The sequence below is a fragment of the Paenibacillus sp. FSL R7-277 genome (assembly GCF_000517965.1).
In the GTDB taxonomy this organism is placed as follows: domain Bacteria; phylum Bacillota; class Bacilli; order Paenibacillales; family Paenibacillaceae; genus Paenibacillus_AQ; species Paenibacillus_AQ silagei.
This window is the reverse complement of record NZ_ASPX01000020.1, coordinates 40,093-62,441: the sequence shown is the minus strand read 5'-3', so window position 1 is coordinate 62,441 and position 22,349 is coordinate 40,093. Positions and strand designations below refer to the sequence as shown.

At 52.2% G+C, this 22,349-nt stretch carries 25 protein-coding genes and 1 riboswitch; of the genes, 23 read left to right on the top strand and 2 right to left on the bottom strand.

Features of this window, described 5'->3' with window-relative positions; translation table 11 throughout:
- Positions 1-336 precede the first annotated feature (336 nt).
- Positions 337-756 carry a hypothetical protein gene (locus C173_RS08340; RefSeq protein WP_036723990.1) on the top strand — a complete coding sequence of 140 codons (420 nt, stop codon included), beginning with the start codon at positions 337-339 and terminating at the stop codon, positions 754-756.
- A gap of 85 nt (positions 757-841) precedes the next feature.
- Here C173_RS08340 and C173_RS08335 read toward each other — a convergent pair whose 3' ends face one another.
- Positions 842-1,366 (bottom strand): hypothetical protein, encoded by a 525-nt coding sequence (locus C173_RS08335; RefSeq protein WP_036723988.1) that lies wholly within the window; start codon positions 1,364-1,366, stop codon positions 842-844.
- Between the two features lie 210 nt (positions 1,367-1,576).
- On the opposite strand from C173_RS08335, the gene C173_RS08330 reads away from it, so the two are divergent.
- The 10 genes from C173_RS08330 to rsmI all read left to right on the top strand — a co-directional run bounded on the left by C173_RS08330 (position 1,577) and on the right by rsmI (position 9,459).
- Positions 1,577-1,762: a sigma factor G inhibitor Gin gene (locus tag C173_RS08330; protein WP_036723987.1), complete on the top strand. Its 186-nt coding sequence runs from the start codon at positions 1,577-1,579 to the stop codon at positions 1,760-1,762.
- 215 nt (positions 1,763-1,977) lie between these two features.
- Positions 1,978-3,807, top strand: a complete 1,830-nt coding sequence (locus tag C173_RS08325) for an aminotransferase class I/II-fold pyridoxal phosphate-dependent enzyme (protein ID WP_036723986.1) — start codon at positions 1,978-1,980, stop codon at positions 3,805-3,807.
- The gene (gene tmk / locus C173_RS08320; RefSeq protein ID WP_036723984.1) at positions 3,808-4,449 is read left to right on the top strand and encodes a dTMP kinase; all 642 of its coding nucleotides are present in this window, start codon (positions 3,808-3,810) and stop codon (positions 4,447-4,449) included.
- Between the two features lie 114 nt (positions 4,450-4,563).
- A complete protein-coding gene (locus C173_RS08315) occupies positions 4,564-4,893 on the top strand; it encodes a cyclic-di-AMP receptor (RefSeq protein ID WP_036723983.1) in 330 nt (109 codons plus the stop codon).
- Positions 4,894-4,898: 5 nt separating this feature from the next.
- A complete protein-coding gene (locus C173_RS08310; protein WP_036723982.1) occupies positions 4,899-5,342 on the top strand; it encodes a YaaR family protein in 444 nt (147 codons plus the stop codon).
- 16 nt (positions 5,343-5,358) lie between these two features.
- Positions 5,359-6,333 (top strand): DNA polymerase III subunit delta', encoded by a 975-nt coding sequence (gene holB, locus C173_RS08305; RefSeq protein WP_036696363.1) that lies wholly within the window; start codon positions 5,359-5,361, stop codon positions 6,331-6,333.
- A gap of 150 nt (positions 6,334-6,483) precedes the next feature.
- Entirely contained in the window at positions 6,484-7,284 is an 801-nt protein-coding gene (locus tag C173_RS08300; protein ID WP_036696365.1) for a PSP1 domain-containing protein, read from the top strand.
- A gap of 31 nt (positions 7,285-7,315) precedes the next feature.
- The gene (gene yabA, locus C173_RS08295; RefSeq protein ID WP_036723981.1) at positions 7,316-7,678 is read left to right on the top strand and encodes a DNA replication initiation control protein YabA; all 363 of its coding nucleotides are present in this window, start codon (positions 7,316-7,318) and stop codon (positions 7,676-7,678) included.
- A 102-nt stretch (positions 7,679-7,780) separates the two neighbouring features.
- The gene (locus C173_RS08290; protein WP_200869522.1) at positions 7,781-8,557 is read left to right on the top strand and encodes a tRNA1(Val) (adenine(37)-N6)-methyltransferase; all 777 of its coding nucleotides are present in this window, start codon (positions 7,781-7,783) and stop codon (positions 8,555-8,557) included.
- Positions 8,554-9,459, top strand: a complete 906-nt coding sequence (gene rsmI, locus C173_RS08285) for a 16S rRNA (cytidine(1402)-2'-O)-methyltransferase (RefSeq protein WP_036723980.1) — start codon at positions 8,554-8,556, stop codon at positions 9,457-9,459. Before C173_RS08290 ends, rsmI begins: the two co-directional genes overlap by 4 nt.
- Before the next feature lie 649 nt (positions 9,460-10,108).
- On the opposite strand, the gene C173_RS08275 is transcribed toward rsmI, so the two are convergent.
- Complete coding sequence (locus C173_RS08275; RefSeq protein WP_019914502.1) at positions 10,109-10,363, bottom strand: AbrB/MazE/SpoVT family DNA-binding domain-containing protein; 255 nt, start codon at positions 10,361-10,363, stop codon at positions 10,109-10,111.
- A 275-nt stretch (positions 10,364-10,638) separates the two neighbouring features.
- Between C173_RS08275 and C173_RS08270 the strand changes: the two genes are divergently transcribed.
- The 12 genes from C173_RS08270 to glmU all read left to right on the top strand — a co-directional run bounded on the left by C173_RS08270 (position 10,639) and on the right by glmU (position 22,297).
- Positions 10,639-11,922 carry an HD domain-containing protein gene (locus C173_RS08270; protein ID WP_036723978.1) on the top strand — a complete coding sequence of 428 codons (1,284 nt, stop codon included), beginning with the start codon at positions 10,639-10,641 and terminating at the stop codon, positions 11,920-11,922.
- Positions 11,923-11,976: 54 nt separating this feature from the next.
- Positions 11,977-12,747: a TatD family hydrolase gene (locus tag C173_RS08265; protein WP_036723976.1), complete on the top strand. Its 771-nt coding sequence runs from the start codon at positions 11,977-11,979 to the stop codon at positions 12,745-12,747.
- A 199-nt stretch (positions 12,748-12,946) separates the two neighbouring features.
- Positions 12,947-13,175, top strand: a riboswitch (cyclic di-AMP (ydaO/yuaA leader).
- Positions 13,176-13,461: 286 nt separating this feature from the next.
- Positions 13,462-14,622, top strand: a complete 1,161-nt coding sequence (locus C173_RS08260) for a 3D domain-containing protein (protein WP_036723975.1) — start codon at positions 13,462-13,464, stop codon at positions 14,620-14,622.
- Between the two features lie 161 nt (positions 14,623-14,783).
- The gene (gene rnmV, locus C173_RS08255) at positions 14,784-15,335 is read left to right on the top strand and encodes a ribonuclease M5 (RefSeq protein WP_036723973.1); all 552 of its coding nucleotides are present in this window, start codon (positions 14,784-14,786) and stop codon (positions 15,333-15,335) included.
- Positions 15,332-16,216 (top strand): 16S rRNA (adenine(1518)-N(6)/adenine(1519)-N(6))-dimethyltransferase RsmA, encoded by an 885-nt coding sequence (rsmA, locus tag C173_RS08250; RefSeq protein WP_036723971.1) that lies wholly within the window; start codon positions 15,332-15,334, stop codon positions 16,214-16,216. Before rnmV ends, rsmA begins: the two co-directional genes overlap by 4 nt.
- A 74-nt stretch (positions 16,217-16,290) precedes the next feature.
- Positions 16,291-17,199 carry a sporulation peptidase YabG gene (gene yabG, locus C173_RS08245; protein WP_036723969.1) on the top strand — a complete coding sequence of 303 codons (909 nt, stop codon included), beginning with the start codon at positions 16,291-16,293 and terminating at the stop codon, positions 17,197-17,199.
- Between the two features lie 269 nt (positions 17,200-17,468).
- Entirely contained in the window at positions 17,469-17,744 is a 276-nt protein-coding gene (gene veg / locus C173_RS08240) for a biofilm formation stimulator Veg (protein ID WP_036696386.1), read from the top strand.
- A gap of 226 nt (positions 17,745-17,970) precedes the next feature.
- Entirely contained in the window at positions 17,971-18,150 is a 180-nt protein-coding gene (locus C173_RS08235) for a small, acid-soluble spore protein, alpha/beta type (RefSeq protein ID WP_036723967.1), read from the top strand.
- A gap of 158 nt (positions 18,151-18,308) precedes the next feature.
- The gene (ispE, locus tag C173_RS08230; protein ID WP_036723966.1) at positions 18,309-19,163 is read left to right on the top strand and encodes a 4-(cytidine 5'-diphospho)-2-C-methyl-D-erythritol kinase; all 855 of its coding nucleotides are present in this window, start codon (positions 18,309-18,311) and stop codon (positions 19,161-19,163) included.
- A 165-nt stretch (positions 19,164-19,328) separates the two neighbouring features.
- Positions 19,329-20,156: a pur operon repressor gene (gene purR / locus C173_RS08225; protein ID WP_036723965.1), complete on the top strand. Its 828-nt coding sequence runs from the start codon at positions 19,329-19,331 to the stop codon at positions 20,154-20,156.
- A 209-nt stretch (positions 20,157-20,365) separates the two neighbouring features.
- The gene (gene spoVG, locus C173_RS08220; RefSeq protein ID WP_036696395.1) at positions 20,366-20,653 is read left to right on the top strand and encodes a septation regulator SpoVG; all 288 of its coding nucleotides are present in this window, start codon (positions 20,366-20,368) and stop codon (positions 20,651-20,653) included.
- A gap of 243 nt (positions 20,654-20,896) precedes the next feature.
- Positions 20,897-22,297 carry a bifunctional UDP-N-acetylglucosamine diphosphorylase/glucosamine-1-phosphate N-acetyltransferase GlmU gene (gene glmU / locus C173_RS08215; RefSeq protein ID WP_036723963.1) on the top strand — a complete coding sequence of 467 codons (1,401 nt, stop codon included), beginning with the start codon at positions 20,897-20,899 and terminating at the stop codon, positions 22,295-22,297.
- The last annotated feature ends 52 nt before the right edge of the window (positions 22,298-22,349 follow it).

The window sequence follows — 22,349 nt, the reverse complement described above, 5'->3', positions numbered from 1 at the left end:
CACGACCGTTAAGCCCTCCAGCGCCGATGGTACTTGGACCGAAGGGTCCTGGGAGAGTAGGACGTTGCCAAGCACACATGAGCCATTGTCGACAATTCGACAATGGCTTTTTTGTATACCCGCATATATAAAAAGCGGGAAGAGGTGCGGTGTTTTATTATAAAAACGCTTACAAACGAGTGACATTTTTGTTACCGACGAGGCGATGGTTCCAAGTATAATGGAAAAGTGCAATAAATAAGCAAAAGCCTTAATACGAATGAACTACGTATAAATTCTATCTTGGAATTTTCTTGCGTCTTTAGATGCATGGTAGAGGTAAGGAGGATTTAAGGTATGAAGCGAACTCAACCTTTGTGGATATTAGTTATTCTTTGTATAGTCGGAGTAATGCTGGCGGGTTGCGGAACGAAGGAGCCGGCTTGGGATACTTTTAACGGTGCACTTAATGAGGAAGACTTCCCCGTTCCCAAAGAGGCAAGCTCACCCGACAGAACAACTACAAATGTAGCCATGGACTATGTACGGTATTCCTTGCCGGGGTTGAAGGAGAAGAAAGGCGTGCCGGAGCCTTATCTTGCAGCCATTAAAGCGTGGGGCTGGGAAGAGCAGGAACAGAAAGCAGACGATTCCGGGAGCTCCCGTGTTTTTCAGAAAGAAGGACTTATTGTACACCTGACTGTGCATGATGACTATTTCATCGTGATGATTCCGAAGGAAAAGAAGGTTACAACCAAAGGCTTGAAGAACAGATAAAAAATCGCCGTCCGGTTATGGATGGCGATTTTTTTGCGGGCATGCTTGGCCGCTTAAATACAGCGCTATGTATATCTGGTTGGGATTACTGGGCGTAGTAAGAGGCGTCTGCCGCATTGAACTTGAGCATCCCGTCTTTGCCTACACTTGTTAACCGCAGCAGCGCATACAGACGGGGTAGCAGCAGCCACAGGTGGCATACCGCAAGCGAAACCGTGAAGGCTGGCGGAGCCCAGACGATGAAGAGTGCGGCTATACAAAGACCGATCCAGAGGTTATGCAGCTGTACGGTACGGAAGATGCCGTAATTGATATATTGATCGGGCATGTAACCGGGCCAGGGCAGGCGCAGGGATAATCTCCAGCGCTTGGCGATAGGGTGTCCGCTAATCAGCAGCACAGAGCGTGAGATGACATACTGAATCCACAGCATGACAGGTCCGGCTATAATCATGAACAGAACACTAAGCCAGGAGAGAAAGACACTTTCGAGCACAAGGCATATAAAGGGCAGGGTGATATAGACCCGCAGCAGGAATGCTGTAATAGTAATTTTTTTGATAAGCTTGTATTGATAGAATGTAGCGGCACCTTTGGTGTTTGGTTCCATACCTGGAATTCGGACCTCCTCGCAAGTTCTCTTGTTATTATTATCGGCCTGCTCCTGCGTTTTATTAAACAACGGGCTCAGATTCACCGAATGGGCAGCGGGCGAATATATATATTTTAGGCTATGAAGGATTAGGAAAAAACTATGAAAAGGTTTAAAATGATAGAAGGTGTACCATACTGTTCTTAAAAGAGTCAAGGTGGGATGAAAATGGAACAGCAAACCGGGCAGGCCTGCATTATCTGCGGGCAAGAAAAGGAAGAAGGCATTGTGATTGTCTCGCACTTCATCTGTGAGGACTGTGAGAGTGAGATGGTGCGTACGGAGGCTGAGGATGTGAAGTACAACTTTTTCATTAACCGGATGAAGAAGATCAATCTGCGTATGCATGCTTAATGTTCGAATTGCAGTACCTGTAACAAGCAACATATAAAGAGCGGGCGGTGAATCTGTGTCGCGTTGGCTGCAAATACAAGGTTCTTCTTAACGGCTTCTCCGCCCTGACCGGGTGAGGGGAGCCGTTTTATTGCGTGCAATCCTTTGCGGAAGTGATAGGCGTTTGGGTGCATTTGCGTTAAAATAGAAGGTAACCCCCAGGGGAGGAAGAATCTATGGACAAGCTACAGCCTGGCAGGGCACCTGTATACGAAATGCTGGAACAATATAGACATAAGGGTAATATATCTTATCATGTGCCGGGTCACAAGAACGGGGAGGCTTACCGGAGTACTGTCAGTGCAGAGAGTGCGGGGTATCTCACGGAAGTGATGCGTTACGATGTGACGGAGATTACCGGAACGGATGACCTTCATCATCCGGAAGGGGTAATAAGGGAGGCCCAGGAGCTGGCAGCCGATTGTTACGGCGCGGAGGAGAGTTATATGCTGGTGGGCGGAAGCACCGCGGGTAATCTGGCTCTGATCCTGACGGTCTGTTCTGAGCCCGGAAGTTTGCTTATTCTGCAGCGCAACGTCCACAAGTCCGTGATCCATGGACTGATGCTGGCGGGAGCGCGTGCAGTCTTCCTGGAGCCGCAGATCGACCCGGGCAGCCGCCTTGCGGTGGCACCGTCTGCTGAGACGGTGCAGGCGGCGCTGGCCGCTTACCCGGAGGCTGCCGGGGTCCTAGTCACCATGCCGAATTACTACGGCATGGGCAGTGACCTAGCGCCCCTCGCGCAGGCCTGTCACGCTTGCTGCGTGCCACTGCTGGTGGATGAGGCGCACGGGGCGCATTACGGGCAGCACCCCGCGCTTCCGGCGGGGGCGCTTGCCGGGGGCGCGGACGGCGTGGTGCAGTCCACGCATAAGATGCTGACGGCGCTGACGATGGGCGCCATGCTGCATGTGCAAGGGCCATGGCTTGACCGTGCGCTGCTGCGGCAGCGCCTGGCCATGGTGCAGAGCTCCAGCCCATCCTACCCCGTGATGGCTTCGCTCGATCTGGCCCGGCGCCTGCTGCACAGCCAGGGCGCCGGTGCCTTCACGGCGGGGCTCGCCGCCGTGGATGTCCTGCGGCGCGGCCTGGCGGCGCTGCCGCGCTTCGGGCTGCTGCAGCCGGCGCAGCCGCAGCAGCCTGTCTGCGGCGAGGCGGGCGCCGCAGGAGTGAGTACGCCGCCGCTGCGCGGGGCGGCGTACGTGACCCAGGACCCCTTTAAGGCGGTCATATATGACGCCGCGGGGGTCCTGGGGGGCTTCGAGCTGCAGCGCAGGCTCGAAGAGAGGGGAATCGTGCCGGAGATGAGCGACGACCGGCACGTGGTTCTGGCCTTCAGCCTCGGCTCGAAGGCTGAAGAGGCAGCTGCGCTGCTGACAGCGCTGCAGGACATTGCAGCGCAGACCTCCTTGGCAGCGCCGCAGACAGGCGGGAGCGCAGCTCCCTCAGACCTTGAACCTACCACTGGCGCTGATCATGTCACTGGCCCTGAACCTACTGCTGGATCTGATCATATCTCTGATCTTGAACCTGTCTCCGGCCTAGATCTTACCGCTGATTCCGGTCCTGGCCAGTCTACTTACTCAGACACTGCCGCAGCTCCCGCTCCCCAAGGCGGAGAATCCTTCTCCAGCGCACGGACCGCAGCCCAGGCAGCGTCATATAATAGCAGAGAAGGGGAATTAACCTTCTCCGGTCATATTTCCACGTGGAACAATTTCGACATTCCGGCAGTATCGGCTCCGGTCGCGTTCTCTATCCGGCCGGTGGCTGCCGGGGAGACAGAGAGTGTAGAGCTTGAGGCAAGCGCGGGCAGGATTGCGGCGGAGATGGTTATTCCCTATCCGCCAGGCATCCCGCTCTTATATCCCGGAGAGAGCATTACAGCGTCTGTCTGTGACAGGCTGATCCGTCTGAGAATAGGCGGGGCGAAATTTCAGGCCTGTGCTGATCCGGCCTTACAGCATATTATGGTATACAACATTCAGAAGGGCGGAGAAGCATAAGTGAAGCGAGAAGGATTCTTCATTACACTGGAGGGAGGCGACGGCTCCGGCAAAACAACCGTACTCGGCAGGGTGGCAGCTTATCTGCAGAACCATTCCATGCCCTATTTAATCACCCGCGAACCGGGAGGGATTGAGATTGCCGAGAAGATCCGCTCTATTATCCTCGACCCGGCGCATACGGCTATGGATGCCCGGACAGAGGCACTCCTGTATGCGGCGGCAAGAAGCCAGCATCTGGCGGAGGTGGTCGAGCCTGCCTTGCAGGAGGGAATTACCGTGCTCTGCGACCGTTTTGTAGACAGCAGTCTGGTCTATCAAGGGTACGCCAGAGGGCTGGGCATCGAAGAGGTGAGGGGGATTAACCGGTTTGCGACTGGCGGGAGAATGCCCGATCTTACCTTTTACCTGGATGTAGATCCTGAGGTGGGCCTGTCCCGGATAGCGGCCAATCAGAACCGGGAAGTGAACCGGCTGGATCTGGAGAGCCTGGAGTTTCATCAGAAGGTGCGGGCGGGCTATGAACTGGTAACCAGCTCTGATCCGCAGCGGATTGTGGTGCTTGATGCGGGTCGTCCCATCCATATGGTGGAGCAGGATATTGTACGTGTACTGAAGGACAGGATATTAAAGGATTTCTAAGGTGTTTTGTCAAATAAACAATAGAGGTATAATGATTGAACAGGGCTTCTCCGCAGATTGAATCAATGTTGTGTGGAAAGCCTGTGAACATAACTAATAGGAGGGGATACGAAGATGAATTTGATCATTGCAATTATCCAGGATAAAGACAGCAACCGGCTATCCAGTGAACTGGTGAAGGCGAACTTCCGTGCCACCAAGCTGGCCAGTACAGGCGGATTTCTCCGTGCGGGTAACACTACCTTTTTGATTGGGGTAGATGATATTCAGGTAGACGCCGTACTCAGTGTAATCCGTAACAGCTGCAAAGTACGCGAGCAACTGGTCACTCCGGTCACGCCGATGAGCGGCACGACAGATTCCTATTTGCCGCTTCCTGTTGAAGTGCAGGTGGGCGGAGCTACCGTATTCGTACTTCCCGTCGATCGTTTCGAGCATTATTGAGCATAATGAAGATCAACCCGGGCTACAGGCCCTTAAAAAGCGAAATGCTGACCACGGAGGCTGAGAGGCGTCCGGTCCAGCAAAAAAACTTCAACGATGTATTTCAACAGCAAAGCCAGCAGAAAACTATAGATGAGTTGAACCGTCAGATCAAAGATATCCAGCTGCAAGGCGACCGGCTCTCCAAATCCATGACTGTGCGTGAGCTATCCATCTACCGGAACCTGATCAAACGGTTTCTGGAGGAGACGGCCCGCCGCGGAGTGATCCTGAAGGATACCAAGGGCTGGGACCGGCGGGGCCGCGGCAAACGCTACAAGCTGCTCGAAGAGGTTGATGCCGCTCTGCTGAATATGGCAGATGATCTGCTGGACAGCGAGCAGGGCCGGATTGATCTCCTGGGCCGGGTTGGAGAGATCCGCGGGCTGCTGATTAACCTTTCTTTCTGACAACTTGGAGGAATATATGTCTTTTCATGAACTATTAGGCCAGGAGGACGCTAAACGGCTGCTTCAGAATGCCTTACGCAAGGATGCTGTCAGCCATGCTTATCTGTTCACGGGTCCGGCAGGCAGCGGGCAGGTGAAGATGGCTTTGACGTTCGCCCAGGCGATATTCTGTACCGCCAGCAAAGATGATGCCTGCGGAGAGTGCCTGGAATGCCGCAAGGTGGAGCATGGCAATCATCCTGATTTAACGCTGCTGCGCCCCGATGGGGCGAGCATTAAGATCGATCAGATTCGTGAACTTCAGCGTGTTTTTTCCTACCGCTCGGAAGGAATTAACCCGAAGGTTTATATTATAGAAGGAGCGGACAAAATGACGGTGCAAGCCGCGAATAGTCTGCTGAAATTCCTGGAGGAGCCGCCGGCCCCTGCGGTAGGCATTCTCATCTCCGATAACAGCAGTTCCCTGCTCCCGACGATCCAGTCCAGAACCCAGCGCATTCCGTTTAGCCCGCTCCATCCGGATATTATGCTTCAGGCGCTGTCCGGTGAAGGGGTTCCGGTGCCGCTGGCACGGTGCGCGGTGTCGCTGACTGCCGGTCTTGACGGCTGCAGGGAACTTTTGGCACAGAATTGGTTTGCAGAAATGAGAAATCTAGTGTTACAATTAGCGAAGGAGTCTCTGGGCAAGGGCAGCACTGCGGTAGCAACCGCGGGTTCGAAGCTGTTCAAGACCGGACTTGGTGAACATTTGGACACTCTATTCAGCATGTTCCACTTATGGTTCAAAGATATGCTCTACTTCCTGTACCGAAAGCACGAAAGTATCGTTTTCATAGATCAGTTAGACTTTATTTCGAGGGCTGCCCGTCAGAGGAGTACGCAGCAGTGGGTGGCTTATATGGAATACGCGGCGGAGAGCAAGCGGAAGCTGCGTTCCAATGCCAATGCCCAGCTGTGTCTGGAGCAGTTTTTAATCCGGCTGGAAAGCTAGAGGCTCGGGTTATTTATAATAGATCCTCCGGGATATAATCCTCAGCACCTGGAAAGACCGGGTATAGCGGACGAGGAAGGACAAGCATGGATCATCAGGGAAGCAGTCTTGCTTAAGGGTTCCTTTACCGTCAAACAAGGGGGTTAATTTTTGTACAGCGTAGTAGGTGTCCGCTTCAAAAAAGCGGGTAAAATATATTATTTCGATCCGCTTGATTTCCCGATTGAACGCGATCAATGCGTTATTGTCGAGACTGCAAGAGGGGTCGAATACGGTAAGGTTGTCGTTGGCAAAAAAGAGGTGCAGGAAGCTGACGTTGTACTGCCGCTCAAGAAAGTCATGCGCATTGCCGGTGAAACCGACGCGCGCGTGGTGGAAGAGAACAAGGGTGCAGCGAAGGATGCTTTTACCACCTGTTTAAATAAAATCCGCGATCATGGCCTCAAAATGAAGCTGGTGGATGTGGAGTTTACGTTTGACCGCAACAAGATTATTTTCTATTTCACGGCCGAGGGCCGCGTGGATTTCCGCGAGCTGGTGAAGGACCTGGCCAGTATTTTCCGTACCCGCATTGAGCTCCGGCAGATTGGTGTGCGGGATGAAGCCAAGATGCTGGGCGGATTAGGCCCATGCGGACGGGTGCTCTGCTGCTCCTCCTGGCTTGGTGATTTCGAGCCGGTGTCCATCAAGATGGCGAAGGATCAGAATCTGTCGCTTAACCCGACCAAGATCTCGGGATTATGCGGACGGCTGATGTGTTGTCTGAAGTTTGAGCATGATAATTATGAGAGCACGAAGGAAGAAATGCCGGCTGTAGGAAAAATGGTCGTTACTTCACTGGGTGACGGCAAGGTAGTCGGTATCAATGCCGGAAGCCGCACGGTTCATGTGCAGCTGTTTGAAGTGGGCAAAGTTAAAGAACTTCCAATGGATGATGTTGTCGTCAAGTAAACCATTATAAGGTTACTTTCGGGGTGGAAACTTGGAGAAGAAAAATATATTTGCACACATGCAGGAGATGGAAGCGCAGATGGATGAAATGCGCACCACTCTGGGCGATTGGAAGCAGACGGTCAAAGAGCTGATGGAAGCGAATCAGAAGCTGAGTCTGGAGAACGAGCAACTTCGTATCATATTGAAAAGGGAAGCGCCTGTAGATAAGGCCGCACTGTCTGCGGAGGCGGAGGCTATACTTGCTGCCGAAGGGAAAGAGGAGGTTGTCGGGGAAGGCTACGATAATCTGGCCCGGCTGTATCACGAAGGCTTCCACATCTGCAATGTCTACTTTGGGCATTTGCGGACGGAAGGGGATTGTCTGTTCTGCCTTTCTTTTCTTAATAAATGAGGATATCCAGCCGTAGGAGATTGTCGCCTACGGTTTTTTTGAATGTAAGGCTATGCTTCCGAAGCATACGCTCAACAAAAACTTTTAGGAGATTACATTACAATGACCCATTCAATGAACAATACACCTGTACCCTTACATGAAGCAGAACGGGTCGATGACCTGCTCACCCATGATCTGAGAATTATCCAGAGTGACGAAGTGTTCAGCTTCTCGATGGATGCCGTACTGCTGGCACGGTTCGCCAGTGTACCGCCGCGCGGACGGGTGCTTGACCTGTGTACGGGTAACGGAGTAATTCCTATGCTCCTGACTACACGGACGAAGGCTTCTATTGAAGGAATCGAGATTCAGCCCCGTCTGGCAGACATGGCCCGGCGCAGTGTATCGCTTAACGGTCTGGAGGAGCGGGTACAGATTCATGAGGGCGATTTGCGGGAGCTTCATCTTACAGCGGGCTATGGCGTATACGATGCGATCACGGTGAATCCCCCTTATATGCCGCTGAACGGGAGCGATCTGAAGCTGAATTCCCATCAGGCGATGGCCCGCCATGAAATTGGTTGTACCCTGGAGGAGGTCATTCAGGCCTGTGTCCGGCTGGTCCGTACTGGAGGCAAAGTCAGCATGGTGCATAAGCCGCAGCGCCTAGTGGATATTATCAGTCTGATGCGGAAGCACCGGCTGGAACCGAAGCTGATCCGCTTTGTACATCCCCGCGCCCATCTGGAAGCGAATATGGTTCTGATCGAGGCCGCGCGTGACGGGAAGCCGGAGGTGCGTTTACAACCGCCTTTAATCGTATATAATGAGGACAATCAATATTGCCCCGAGATTATGGATATTTATTACGGAAACAAAGAGGATACGAGCCAATGACCATACAATGCCAAAGCAGCTTTCAAAATAACCATGACGGAGCGAAGCCCGAAGGATGCGGATGCCTGTATCTGGTGGCTACGCCGATCGGCAATCTGGAGGATATGACTTACCGGGCAGTACGCACGCTGAAGGAATGCGATATTATCGCTGCTGAGGATACGAGACAGACGCGTAAGCTACTGAGCCATTTTGAAATTACACCGTCCATGCTGTTCAGTTACCATGAGCATAACAAGGCCGCCAGTGGGCCGGAGCTGATACGCTATATAATAGAAGGTAAAAATCTGGCACTCGTCAGCGATGCCGGTCTGCCGGCGATTTCCGACCCTGGTGCCGATCTGGTAGCTCTGGCTGTCAGCCATCAGATTCCGGTGATTCCGGTGCCTGGAGCAAATGCCGCCTTGTCGGCTTTGATTGCCTCAGGGCTGCCTACCGCCAGCTTCACGTTCGTCGGCTTCCTGCCTAGAGAGCGCAAGGATATAAGGGCCGTTCTTGCACCTCTGCGTTCTGCCCAGGGGACACTGCTCTTCTATGAATCGCCGCACCGAGTTGCCAAGACCCTTGTTCATTTGCAGGAGGCCTTCGGCAACCGCCGTATCACACTGGCCCGTGAGCTGACCAAGCGATATGAGGAGTTCCTGCGCGGAACGATTGAAGAATGCAGTAGATGGCTGGAGGAGCATCCTCCGCTTGGAGAGTACGTAATTGTCCTTGAGGGAGAGAGTAAAGAGGAGGCCGAGCTGGCCGAGTCTTCCTGGTGGCGTCAGCTTAGTACCGGGGAGCATGTAGCCCACTACGAGGCTTCAGGTTTAACGCGTAAGGATGCCATGAAAAAGGCAGCGTCTGACCGCGGCTTGTCCAAGCGCGATATTTATAATGAACTTCTGGAGCGGAGTTAGAACACCGCTGTGCTGAAGTTATTCGAATTCCAGTGAAAACCTAAAAATGGGTTTAATCATCTGAGCACCCAATGAAATAAATGTATTCTATACACTTATATGGATTGTAATATTCCTTTTATTAGTTATAGTTGTAGTTTATACATTTATATGTATAGGAAAAGCCAGTAACCATCCAGCACCCAAGTCGCTAGTCACTCTATGGTTAAGCGATTCTCGCAGAGAGAGCGGGTCTACGCAGATCAGTCGCACGAGAGCACCCGGCGCAGCCGCCATAGGCAACTGCCTATGGCGAAACCCTTCGACTGGCAAGGCCTGACGAATCACCGCAGGGAGGCCGAGGAGGGCCGGTACACCGCCGAACCCCGCTTCCTTCCGAGCCAGCAGCAGAGATTCACCAAGCCTCCGGGTGTCCAGAGGGCCGGGGCCCTTGGGGCCCTCCCTGCAGGGAGGGTTTGGGAGGGTAAGAATCAGAGGTTTAAGAATTAGATGTGAGGTTTAGGAAGCAGACAGGGTAGGAAAAAGGGGCATCCGGGGAAAGTCCCCGAAAATAGCGCAAAAAAATACCTCCCGCGCGAACGGGAGGCCAAGGAGATATAAAAAGGTTAGAATTAACAATTGGATTAGTTCCTATTATACCCTATTTATTTTAGTTTGTCACAGGGGTAGGGATAGCCGAAATGCATTCATGACAAACAATTTTACCTTTGAAGTAAGTTACATTCTCAGCATTGCCGCAGAAAATGCAAGCAGGCTCGTATTTCTTAAGCATGATCCGCTCACCGTCCACGTAAATTTCGAGCGCATCTTTTTCTCCAATGCCTAGGGTGCGACGCAATTCAATTGGAATAACGACCCGTCCAAGCTCATCTACCTTACGTACAATTCCTGTTGATTTCATCATTACAATCGTTGCTCCTCTCAATGTTCAAAAGCGTCATTATTCGACATTCTTCACTGTTTTATGATATTTATAATACCAACCATTCCCAAAACAGTCAACCTTTTTTCAGGCTAATTTTAAGAAATCTTTTGAGACCACATTTATTCCGCGTTTGATCGGGCAAATCACTCTTAAAAAGCTTATGAAGATGTTTGTCGATTTGGCAGTATATGAATCGCTAATATTCGACAAAGAGCGACAATATATTATATAAAACAAGAAAAGGAGATGATTTCATGAAGCAACCGCTGTCAGAAGAGAAGGTATTTAAGGACCCGGTTCACAACTACATCCACGTACAGGACACTATTATCTGGAGATTGATTAATACTATGGAATTCCAGCGTCTGCGGCGCATCCGGCAGCTGGGTACCTCCTATTTGACCTTTCACGGGGCGGAACACAGCCGGTTCTCCCATTCTCTGGGGGTATATGAGATTACGCGGAGGATTATTTCCCAGTTTGAACGGAGCGGCTATAAGGACTGGATGCCGGAGGAGAGACTGCTTACCCTGTGTGCGGCACTGCTGCATGATTTGGGGCATGGCCCATTCTCCCATTCTATAGAAGAAGCTTTCGAAATGGATCATGAAGACTGGACCTGCCGTATCATTCTGGAGGATACAGAGATTACGGCTATTCTGCGTGATGTGGCTGAAGATTTCCCCCGTAAAGTAGCCTCGGTCATCTCCAAAACCTATGAGCATGAAATTGTTGTCAATTTGGTGTCGGGACCGCTGGATGCTGACCGGATGGATTATCTGCTCCGGGATGCATATTATACTGGGGTGAATTATGGAACCATCGACATCGACCGCATTCTGCGGATGCTGCGCCCTTATGACGGCCGGGTGGTTGTGAAGGAATCGGGGATGCATGCGATTGAGGATTACCTGATGTCACGGTACCAGATGTACTGGCAGGTCTATTTCCACCCGGTAACCCGCAGCTCTGAGATTATTCTCAGGCAGATTCTCCGCCGGGCCAAGGAGCTGGTGCAGCAGCAGCATGCCTTCCGCTTCAAGATCGAGCCCTTAAGTGATCTGTTCAGCGGAGAGGTAACGGTAGGGCAGTACCTGCTGCTGGATGAAGCCTTGATGCAGACTGCCTTCATGCAGTGGACGCTGGAGGAGGATGACATTCTGAGCGACTTGTGCAGCCGGTTTATCCATCGTAAACTGTATAAATATGTGGAGATGGAGCATTTGGATTCTGACACGATTGACGAAATTCGCCGCAGCTTCGCCGGTGCGGGACTCCGGCCCGATTATGATCTGGAAATTGATTATCCCACCGATCTTCCCTATGATGTGTTCCGTCCGGGAGATGGCTTTGACAGCAAGCAGATCCTGCTTCTAGACAAGCATGACCGGCTGAGGGAAATCTCCGAGGTCTCGGATATTGTTCGCTCTATCAGTGGTATTCACCGCGGCAGATACCATCTGTATTTTCCGCAGGACAGACTGCAGAAAGCCCTTCCACAGCTGCCGCCGTCCATCGCAGAGATTTTTGCCAAATAATCAGATCAAGCTTGGAATTATAGATACAACAACAGGCCGAAAGGATGTAATGTAATGCAGTTATTCGACACCCATACCCATCTGGATGCTCCACAATTCGACGAAGACCGCGAAGAGGTCATTGCCAGGGCGCTGGAAGCCGGCGTCAGCAAGATGATCAATATTGGCTTTAACCGGGATACGATACCGACCACCATGCAGCTTGCCGAGAAATATGATTATATTTATGCAGCCGTTGGCTGGCATCCCCAGGATGCCATCACGATGAAGGACGGGGACCTCGAATGGATCGCCTCCTTATGCGCTCATCCCAAGGTGGTTGCCATCGGCGAGATTGGGCTGGATTACTACTGGGATACCTCTCCTAAGGATGTGCAGCATGAAGTATTCCGCAAGCAGATCGGGCTGGCCCGTGAGCTGAAGATGCCAATCTCTATTCATAACCGCGATGCTCATGAAGATGTAATCCGCATACTCCGTGAGGAGAAGGCGGGCGAGGTTGGCGGCGTAATGCACTCCTTCTCCGGGAGCTGGGAAAGTGCCAAGATGTGTCTTGATTTGGGCTTCCATCTTTCTTTTGGAGGACCGATTACGTTCAAGAATGCCCGGGTGCCCAAAGAGGTGCTTGCCCAGACTCCGCTGGACCGGCTGCTGATCGAAACCGACTCCCCATATCTGACTCCGCACCCCTTCCGGGGCAAGCGAAATGAGACTGCTCATGTGAGGCTGGTAGCGGAGGCGGCCGCGGCAATAAAAGGGATTGAATTACAGGAATTGGCGGAAATTACGTATGCGAACGCACTGGAACGATTTGGGATACTCTGAAAACAGGAGTAAAAGCGGTGAAAAATGAAGTATAGCGGATATATTAAACTTTTATGACGGAAAAACGGCCGATTATTACAATATTTTAATCATTTTTTTACGTAAACGTGGTTGAATCGTCCTTTACAACATGTATCAAAACAGGATATCATCTTTTCAGTGCAGTGAGCTGTTGTAACTGTGACAGTCACTAATTTCATGGATCGTCTCGCTGAGTCTCCGCAACGGAGAATGGGGGAACCAATAATGCGCTGCCGCATGAACGTACAAAAGTACTGGCACAGAATTGCCGCAGGCATTATTTGATTTCTTTACGTGGTCTTGGGGTGAATTTGAGGGCAACCGCCGTGAGCGGGTGACCTGAGATAGGGCGTCTCTCTTATGTCCGAACCCGACAGCTAACCCCGTAAGCGCAAGTAAGAGAGGAAACCTCGTGTATAAGCATTCCGACGTATTCGACACCGGGAAGCCACGAAAGAGTCCTCTATGAGCTCTTTTTAGGCTTCTTTTGTTTTGAATAATGAGAATGCTCCCGGCATACTGTTATATAACAGATCTCCGGAGTAACTATGCCGAGCAGGCGATCCATGAGCAGGAAACGCTGAAGCAAGTGCGGGCGTATCCTGTTGCAAACTCAAACCTAGTTTCGTCAGAAGTGATACAGTCACCTTGATATAACTTGGACGACGGGGCTATGTAAGGAGGATGGAAAGAGTGGGCGTATTCCAACCAGAAGTATCCCATGATTCGCAATCATCCAGCAGGTCTTTCGCATTACGGTTGAAGCAAGTGAATCCCCGCGTAGTTTTACTTGCCGGTGTGGCATCGATTGTTATCGCACTGTTAATACTGCTGTACGTACACGGTCAGAGCAAAAAAGAAATTACCCTAGTAATAGACGGACAGGTACAGACACTGGAGACGCGGGAAACGCTGTTCAGTGATGTGCTGGCTAAGGAACAGATTTCGCTGCAGGCGCATGATGAATTATCTATTGGCCTTAGTGATGAAATAAAAGACGGCGACCGTATCGTGATTAACACTGCGCAGAAGTTCGCTCTTACCGTTGACGGAAAGACCGAGACGTTATTTACGACCGAGGATACCATTGGTCAGGCCATCGACAAGCTGGGCTACAGCCTGGAAGGCTTAGACAAGATTTACCCTTCGCTAGAAACCGCAGTATCTGCAGACATGGAAATCAAAATTGTCCGGATTAACAAGCATGTGGTTCAACGGACAACTAATTTGCCTTTCCGGGTCATTAAGACAGCAGACCCCTCATTGACCAAGGGAACCGTAAGAGTGGCACAGGCAGGTAAGCCTGGCGTAATGATCCAGCACATCGAGAAGATCTATCAAGATGGCGAGCTGGCATCCATGCGCATGATCGGCAAGGAAGTACAGACGGTTACCAAGGACAAAGTCATTGCCATTGGAACCAAGCCGCTTCCTAAGCCCGTCGTAGTTACTGCCAAGGTCTCCAAACCTGTAACAACCTCCAAGTCATCTAAAGCCAGCGCAAAGGCCAGCAATGTTACCAGTAAGGCTGGTGTGGATTTCGAGTACAAAAGAATGATCAAAAACGTATCCATGACTGCGTATTCGTCGCAGGAACCGGGTATTGGAACACGTACTGCCTCCGGCACACGCGTAACGGAAGGCCGCACTATAGCTGTTGATCCTAGTGTTATACCAATTGGCTGGTGGGTGTACATTGAAGGATTAGGGTTTCGCCGAGCAGAGGATACCGGCGGTGCCATCAAAGGCAACAAGGTGGATGTCTATTACGATTCACTGAGCCATGCCCGTAATTTCGGCCGCAAGTCGCGCACACTCTATGTGATCGGACCTGTGAAGCCGGAGCTGAACTAAACGTAAAGTCTTTTGCAAATTAGCGGTTAATACGATATAGTGAGGGAAGCACTTACGAAATTTTAGAGAGCTGCCGCTCATCACTTATACATTCTTTAGCCAAAAAGAAGGGGAGCGAATCCTCTTCTTTTTGCGTTCTGGAGTAAGGAGTTAAAATATTTATGATTAAAGAGCTAATTGTGGTTGAAGGGAAAAGTGATACCGTTGCCGTTAAGCGGGCGGTTGAGGCCGATACGATTGAAACCGGGGGTTCGGCAGTGGATAACAGGGTCATTGCCAAGATCAAGCTGGCCATGGAGCGCCGGGGTGTAATCATTCTTACCGACCCGGATCATGCCGGAGAGCGAATCCGCAAAATCGTCGCGGCCAAGGTGCCGGGCTGCAAGCATGCCTTTATCCCGGAGAAGGATGCAACCCGCAAAGGAGATATCGGAATAGAGAATGCTTCGCCTGAGGCTATCCGCCATGCGCTGGAGCATGTACATACCTCCTTCGAGGGGGCGCCGCCCATCATTGGGCTGGATGAGCTTATGGCCGCAGGGCTGATGGTACATCCCCGGGCGGCTGAGCGCAGAATGCAGCTTGGCAATCTGCTCGGTATCGGTTATTGCAATGGCAAGCAGCTGTACAAACGTCTGGCGATGTTCGGCATTACCCGCGAAGAATTCGCGCAGGCCCTCGCCCAAATTGATCAGGGAGGCATTACTTCATGAGCGGTATCGAGAATATCTCGTCCCCAACAAGAACCAAAGCGATAATTCAGCGTTACGGATTCTCCTTCAAAAAAAGCCTGGGCCAGAACTTTCTGATCGATCAGAATATTCTGGACAAAATCGTGGATGCCGCCGGTCTGGACAGCACAGCCGGTGCGCTTGAGATTGGGCCGGGGATCGGAGCACTGACGGAACGGCTGGCGTTGACGGCCGGGGCCGTCACTGCGGTAGAGATTGACCGCAGGCTGATCCCGATTCTTAGGGATGTCCTGTCGCCTTATCCCCATGTAAAGATCCGTAATGACGATGTGCTGAAGGTGAATCTGCAGGAGCTGTTCGCTGAGGATTTCACGGGGAGGGACCGGGTTAGTGTCGTAGCTAACCTGCCGTATTATGTGACTACACCCATCCTCATGAAGCTGCTGGAGGAGAAGCTGCCGCTGGATAATATCGTGGTCATGATCCAGAAGGAGGTTGCCGAGCGTATGGCGGCGTCTCCGGGCGGCAAGGAGTACGGCAGCCTGAGTATTGCCGTCCAGTATTACAGCGAGCCTGAGCTGGTCTGTATGGTGCCGCGTACGGTGTTCATCCCGCAGCCTAACGTGGAATCGGCTGTGATCCGGCTGAAGGTCAGAGAACGTCCTCCGGTGGAGGTAGCCGACGAGAAGCATTTCTTTGGTGTGGTTCAGGCGTCCTTTACCCAGCGGCGCAAGACGATTGCCAATAATCTTAAGGCCCGCTTCTTCCCGGAAGAAGGGCGGGAGCGACTGGAGGTGCTGCTATCCGAAGCCGGCATTGAACCCTCGCGGCGCGGAGAGACGCTTAGCATTGAAGAGTATGCGCGGCTCAGTGCGGTTCTTCTGGCTGCAGGCATCGCATAGAATACAGAAAACCCTCCCGGCGGATGAACCAACCGGGGCCTTTGCCCATAACATGGGGTAGAGGTGGTGTTGTAATGAATCTAGGAGACTTGGTCATTCGTAAATCCTATGGCGGCGATGTGACCTTCCGGGTAGACAATATATTGCAGAATAGAGCAGTCATTAAAGGCACGGAGTTCCGTCTGCTGGCGGATTCCCCGCTGGAGGATCTGGTTCAGGTGCCTCCTACACGGGTTACCGAGCGGGGAGCGCGTGCACAGATCAAGGCAACAGAATCTCTAACCTGGTTGCGTAAAGACCGGCAGGTGCAGAGCCAGCGAAGCGGAGAGAGCGTGTCGGGGTCCACGGGAACCTGGGGCCCATCTCCGAAGGAAGCGGCTTATTTTGAAGTGCCGGGTAAGGTCCTGCATTTGGATGGTGATGCACTCTATCTGAAGAAGAGCCTGAGCCTCTACGAGCAGCTGCGCATACCGGCGGAGGGACATCATGTCAACGAATCCAAAATGGCGGAGACGCTGTACCGTCTGCTGCCCCGTGTGCGTCCCGATATCGTAGTGATTACCGGCCATGATGGAGTACTTAAGCAACAGCAGAATTATGATCTGTACAGTCTGAGCAGCTATAAGAATTCACAGAATTTTGTGGCAGCCATCCGGGTGGCCCGTGAATATGAGCGGAATTTCGATGCTTTGACGATCGTAGCCGGAGCCTGCCAGTCGCACTTCGAGGCTCTCCTAGGCAATGGCGCCAATTTCGCCAGCTCCCCGGGCAGAATACTCATTCATGCCCTGGACCCGGTGTATATCGCGGCCAAGGCCTCTTTTACCTCTATCCGGGATACGGTGAACTTAAGCGATGTACTGAGCCATACGATCAGCGGCAATCAGGGGATGGGCGGAATAGAGACGCGGGGCAGCTTCCGGATCGGAATGCCTCAGCTGCAGAATCTGGCTACGCTGAAGGTAGCGCCTTCGGTGCTATAACCGGGTAAGTGATAACTGAACAGGCGGAAGGGATAGGGTAAGCATTCGTGCTTATCCTATTTTGCTGCCACGGAAGCCGCTTATGACACAAGATGGGTCAGGGAGCAGCCGGTCATCATTACTGATAACAAGGTGCTTAAGTCAGGAATTTCCCCGTCTAAAAAAATTCCGTTGACAACTTTTTTCTCATCATCTATAATTATTTATTTAATTTGACAAGTGGTTATGGAAGTTGTATAATGGACAAGGAAAGAGGTGGTCGTCAGGTAATGGCTAATAACGCGCTGTTAGAAATTAAACGCAGTCTTGAAGCTCACGTCGGTCATAAGATCACGTTGCGGGCTAACGGTGGCCGTCGGAAGACCGTTGAACGCACCGGTGTCCTGGAAGAAACGTACCCTTCTGTATTTATTGTCAAACTCGATCAGGAGCAGCAGACATTCAAGCGTGTCTCCTATAGCTATGCCGATATACTTACTGAATCTGTGGAAATCACAGTTACCGAAGACGATGGGCAGATGCGGATTATGTATATCAAAGCTTAGCGTCATGACAGTCTCCCTGCGGGGGGGCTGTTTTTTGATAGAATTTTTATGTTTTGGGGTCCCCGCAAAGTACCTGAGTCATCACCTACGCTAAAGCCCCACTTTGTGGGGTTATTTTGCATGTAGGGGCTCTTCCTGAATTATGCTGCATGACACTGGCCTCCCGGCTGCATACTACATAGGCAGTACGTTCATCATAGAGCAGCATACAAGGGAGGAATTCGTAATGAGCCGCAGAAGACGAAGCATGATGTCGGAGGAATTGAAGACGGAGCTGGCCAAGGAGCTTGGGTTCTACGAAACGGTTGAGCAGGAGGGCTGGGGCGGAATCCGGGCAGTCGATGCCGGGAATATGGTGAAACGGGCGATTCAGCTGGCAGAGCAGGCTGCTGCGCGGAAATTGTAAGCGGCTATAGCGGTGTCATGCCGCACCGGGTATCGCCTGCGGGTGGTACCTTTTCTGCTTCATAGAACCGGATGTATATTTAATGGACTTCACTGTCAGTTTCTCATATAATATGTTAAGTTGTTTTGTACGGGAAAAGCTGAGGGTGGGTGAACGCCTTGAAAATGTATGAGAAGGCACCGGCAAAAATTAATCTGATGCTGGATGTGCTGCATAAGCGGGCTGACGGATTTCATGAAGTGGAAATGATAATGACAATGGTCGATCTGGCGGACCGTCTGGAGCTGTCGGAGCTGAAGCGGGATTCGATTATTATCTCAAGCCAGGCCGGATATATTCCGCTGGATGAGAAGAATCTGGCCTTCCAGGCGGCAAGGCTGATCAAGGACCGGTATAACGTCAGAAGCGGAGTACATATCCATCTGGACAAAAGAATTCCGGTCGCTGCCGGCCTCGCCGGCGGCAGCAGCGATGCCGCGGCTACGCTGCGCGGCCTGAACCGGCTCTGGCGCCTGGGCATCCCGGTGCAGGAGCTGCAGGAGCTGGGCGCTGAGCTGGGCTCAGACGTCCCGTTCTGCGTCACAGGAGGCACTGCCCTGGCTACGGGCAGGGGCGAACGGCTGACCCCAATCGCGAATCCTCCGCAAATGTGGGTCATCCTGGCGAAGCCGCCGATCAATGTATCGACGGCTGAGGTATACGGACGCGTGCGCGCCGGCAACATAGCGGTGCATCCGTCCGCGCTCCGCATGCAGCAGGCTCTGGAGGCCGGTGACTTCTCAGCCGTCTGTGAGGGCCTTGGCAACGTGCTGGAGGATGTGACTCTGAAGCTGCACCCTGAGGTGCAGCAGCTCAAGGAAGCGATGCTGAAGCTGGGGGCGGACGGCGTGCTGATGTCGGGGAGCGGTCCGACCGTATTTGGCCTTGTCTCCAGGCACTCCAAGGTGGCGAGAATCTATAACGGGCTGCGCGGATTCTGCAAGGAAGTCTATGCAGTGCGTTCGCTGAGCTAAGCGGAGCGGGACCATCCTCTGATAACGGAGGCAAAGCGGTTTCCGCTTGTGCAAATCCGTACAATAATGATATTATTCATAGTAATATTCGGTTTTGTATAAAGTGAATTTAAGAATCAAGCATGCATTATTCTTAAATTCAGCTTATAAGGCGAGGAGCATTCCGTGAAAAAACTTAAACGAAGCCAACGGTTAGTTGACATGACCCAATTTTTACTGGAGAAGCCGCATGATCTGCTGCCTCTGTCCACTTTTGCAGAGCGGTACGGTGCGGCGAAGTCATCGGTCAGCGAGGACCTGGCTATTATAAAAGAGGTATTTGAAGGCGAAGGAATGGGCGAGCTGCAGACACTGGCCGGGGCAGCGGGCGGAGTGCGTTATATTCCGCGCATGCCTATGGATATGGCGCTTGCCTTCGTGAACCGTCTGTGCGGGCAGCTTGAGCAGAGCGACCGGATACTGCCCGGCGGTTATCTGTATATGTCGGATCTGCTCGGCCTCCCGTCCCTGATGGAACAGGCCGGTAAGATCATTGCCACCGCCTTCTACGGCGTGGAGATTGATGTCGTCATGACGGTGGAGACCAAGGGGATTCCGCTGGCGTACGCAACGGCTGCGCAGCTGGGGCTGCCGGTCGTGCTGGTCCGCCGTGACCATCAGGTAACGGAGGGCTCGGCTGTAAGCATCAACTACGTGTCGGGCTCCCATAAGAGCATCCATACGATGTCCCTGTCCAGACGGGCACTGCGCGAGAAATCCCGGGTGCTGATTGTCGATGACTTCATGAAGGCGGGCGGCACCGTACGCGGAATGGTCGATCTGTTGGGTGAGTTCAATGCAGAGGTCGCAGGTGTGGGCGTACTCGTAGAGTCCGGCGACGTGGAGAATGAAGAACGCCTGCTGCATGACTACGTGTCGCTGGTGAAGCTGACAGAGGTGGACTCCAAGGTGCGGCGTATTTCGGCGTTTCCGGGCAACTATTTCTCCTCCTGAACGAGGGATACTGCCGGTTCTGAAAAGACGGGCATAATGTCGAAATTATGAGGATTCTTAAGATAACTGCACGAAATCTGTCGAAATCGACGATTCTGCAAAAATAATCTTCTTAATCAGGCATTATTTGGAATGAAAAAGAAGGAATTCGCTTTGCTGTGTGGAATTATACACCAAGTCTCTGATGGAAAAAGGTGGTGAACACACACATGCAAATTACGGATGTCAGACTCCGCCGCGTCAACTCTGAGGGGAGAATGAAAGCAATCGCATCCATTACAATCGATAACGAGTTTGTTGTTCATGACATTCGCGTCATCGACGGGAATAACGGGATGTTTGTTGCAATGCCCAGCAAGCGTACACCTGACGGAGAATTCCGCGATATCGCACACCCGATTTCTTCGGGAACGCGCGAGAAGATTCAATCTGCGGTTCTGGCCGAGTACGAACGTGCCGCTACGGAAGAAGAGGAAGTTATTGAAGAGGGAGCTTAAGCGGTGAACCGCTGACTCTCTGAGAGTTGCTGCCTCCCCAGGGCGGCAATAGGCCATACCGTTTTATATGTTTCGGGGTCCCCGCAGAGTACCTGGGTCAGCCTCGGAGCCAAAGCCCCACATTGTGGGGGGATTTTATTGGGGTTCGAAGAAAAGGGAACCATGCCTGCATGGTTCTCTTTTCTTTTTGCCCGGAATGAGATATATTCAGTAGTGAGTTCAAGAAGTGGGAGGTTGGCATTCTTGAAAAGAATGGCTGTTGTACTTGCTGCAGGCCAAGGCAAGCGCATGAAATCTAAATTATACAAGGTACTGCACCCTGTCTGCGGTAAACCGATGGTAGGGCACGTGCTTGATACAGTGAAGGCGACCGGATGCCAGCATAATGTAGTTGTTGTAGGCCACGGCGCCGAGAAGGTGAAGGCATACTTAGGCGAGAATGCCGAATATGTGCTGCAGGATGTCCAGCTTGGAACCGGCCATGCCGTCAAGCAGGCCAAGGATCTTCTGGGCAGCGAAGAAGGAACCACCATTGTCATCTGCGGAGATACGCCGCTTGTCATGAGCGAGACACTCGAAGGCATGATGGCGCTGCATGAAGCGCAGAATGCTGCTGCAACTGTCCTTACTGCTGTTATGGAGCAGCCTGCCGGATATGGACGGATTATCCGCGGAGAAGACGGCGGAGTGCTGAAGATTGTGGAACAGAAGGATTGCACAGAGAGTGAAGCTGCGGTTAACGAGATTAATACAGGGACGTATTGTTTTGATAACGCGAAGCTCTTTGCTGCTCTCGAGAAGGTTACGAATACCAACAACCAGCAGGAATATTATTTGACGGATGTTATCGGCATACTCCGGGCGCAGGGCGATATCGTTCTGGGCTATCAGGCCCATGATGCAGCAGAGTCCATTGGTGTGAATGACCGACTGGCGTTGTCTGAAGCCGAAGGCTATATGCGTCAGCGCATCAACCGGGGGCATATGCTCGGCGGAGTCACTATCATCGATCCGGCTTCAACCTACATCGGAGCAGATGTTGTCATTGGAGCAGATACGGTGCTGTATCCGGGCACGGTACTCAAGGGCAAGACAGTGATCGGCGAAGATTGTGTGATTGGTCCGGCAAGTGAAATTGAAGACTGCGTGATTATGGACGGAGCGGCTGTGAAGCATTCCGTGCTGAATCAGGCTCAGGTCGGCACACGGGCTTCCGTTGGGCCTTTTGCGTATTTACGTCCCGGCACCGTTCTGGGTGAGGGTGTTAAGGTCGGCGACTTCGTAGAGATCAAGAATGCTACAATCGGCGACGGCTCCAAGGTATCTCATTTAAGCTATGTCGGTGATGCTGAGGTCGGTAAGAATGTCAATATCGGCTGCGGCGCCATCACCGTTAATTATGACGGCTATAATAAGTTCAGAACCGAGATTGGCGATGATGCCTTTATCGGCAGCAACGTGAACCTTGTTGCTCCGGTTACAGTGGGCAAGGGCGCATTCATTGTCGCCGGCTCCACGATTACGCGTCCGGTTTCGGAGAACGATCTGGCGATTGCCAGAGCAAGGCAGGAGAATAAGCCGGGTTATGCAGAGAAGATCCGCTCCCGGGCCAAGGCGAAGAAAGACCAGCATAGTCCATCGTAAAGCGTATAAGCAGAAAGCAGCTGTAGGCTTAGAGCGCCGGACGGACTTCTTG